The organism is Olsenella absiana (genome assembly GCF_036408855.1).
In the GTDB taxonomy this organism is placed as follows: Bacteria; Actinomycetota; Coriobacteriia; order Coriobacteriales; family Atopobiaceae; genus Olsenella_K; species Olsenella_K absiana.
On the sequence record NZ_JAZGJQ010000020.1, the window covers coordinates 1 to 1,418 of the forward strand.

1 protein-coding gene is annotated in these 1,418 nt (G+C 69.2%); it reads right to left on the reverse strand.

Annotation, left to right across the window (positions count from 1 at the left end; all coding sequences use genetic code 11):
• Positions 1-15: 15 nt before the first annotated feature.
• On the reverse strand, positions 16-1,418 hold a 1,403-nt coding region (locus VXJ25_RS09675; protein WP_330959010.1), incomplete at its 5' end, for a helix-turn-helix domain-containing protein.

Genomic DNA, 1,418 nt, shown 5'->3' on the forward strand with positions numbered 1-1,418 from the left:
GCGCCTGCGGACATGCTACCTCAGATACGCATGCGGGACGAGCGTGGGCTTCAGCACCACGCCCCCCGCGGGGATGCGGACGATCCCGAGCCTCGCGAGCGCCCCTTCCGGCAGGAGCGAGCCGAGCTCCCCGAAGGGGCAGCCGCCTATCGAGGCGAGCGGATACGAGTTGACGTGGCTGCAGGCGAGCGCCACGTCGGCGTCCGTGAGCGCATCCATGTCCACATGGCCCTTGGGGAGTATCCTCCTCAGCTGCTCGTGGTTGCGCTCCGCCTCGGACTTCTGGTTGGATTCCTGGGGGTCGCACCAGAAGACGCGGCAGCGCCTCTCCCCGGGCTCGAGGCAGCTGCGCTCCATGCCCTCCCGGTCGTCGAACTCCGTGCCCCTGTCGAGGAGCATGATGCCGAAGGCGGCCTCGAAGGCCGCACGGGAGCCCAGCGCCCTCTCGATGCGGTCGAATGCCGCGACGGTGGCCGCGGGGTCCGCATGCCTCTTCCTCAGATAGAGCTGGAAGTGCCTGGCCACGACATGCAGCGTGAGGATGTCGTGCGCATCCTGCCGCCCGCCGCAGACGGAGTCGCCCTGCACGACCCCCGCGCGCTCCTCCAGGGGAAGTGCCAGGAAGTCGGAGTACTCGTGGCCGGACCTGTCGATGCGCGGCCTGCCGCGGTCCCTCTTCCCCTTCCTCGGCCTGAGCCTCGCCTTCCTCGGCAGCTCGACGCTGGAGATGTCCAGGATGCCGTCCTTCTGGTAGTTGTAGAGGGAGCGCAGGCAGACGCCGAGCTCGTCCCCGAGCTCGGTGCAGATCGCCTCGAAGCTCCATCCCTGCCTCACCAGGGGCGCGACCGTCTCGTTCAGCCGCCCGAGCTCCTCTTCCGTGAGGTCGGTGCCCTTCCGGCTCGAGACGAGCCTGGCGTCGTGGGCCGCCTGCGCCTCCTCGGCCCGGTACCTGCTCTTGGGGTAGCCGCACACCTGCCTCCTCCCGCATCCCGCGGGGCAGACGTAGGGCCACCTCTCCGTCACGGGGCACATCAGCAGCTCGAAGTCCGGGCATGCGTCCACGCAGCTCCTCGTCCTGCAGTCCCTGCAGCGCACCGTCCGGCTGCCGCATCCCCCGCATGCGGACCCCACCCTCGTGCATCCCTTCCTGCGCGCGCAGCGCACCGACAGGTTCGCTCCCGGGGCGCGCTTCCTCTCCCTGAGGGTCCTGTTCGCCTTCACCTCCCTCGTCACGGTCGACGGGCTCACGCCCGCCTCCCTCGCTATCTTCCGGGCGGAGTCCCCCCTCCCTATGCCTTCCTCGATGGCCACCCTGCTATCCTTGTCCATGTGCTTCCTCTTGCCGTCCCTCATCGCCGTCTCCCTTCCGGCGGGAGCCAGCAGCAGCAAAAGGGATGCTAGAGGAGACGGAGGCAGGA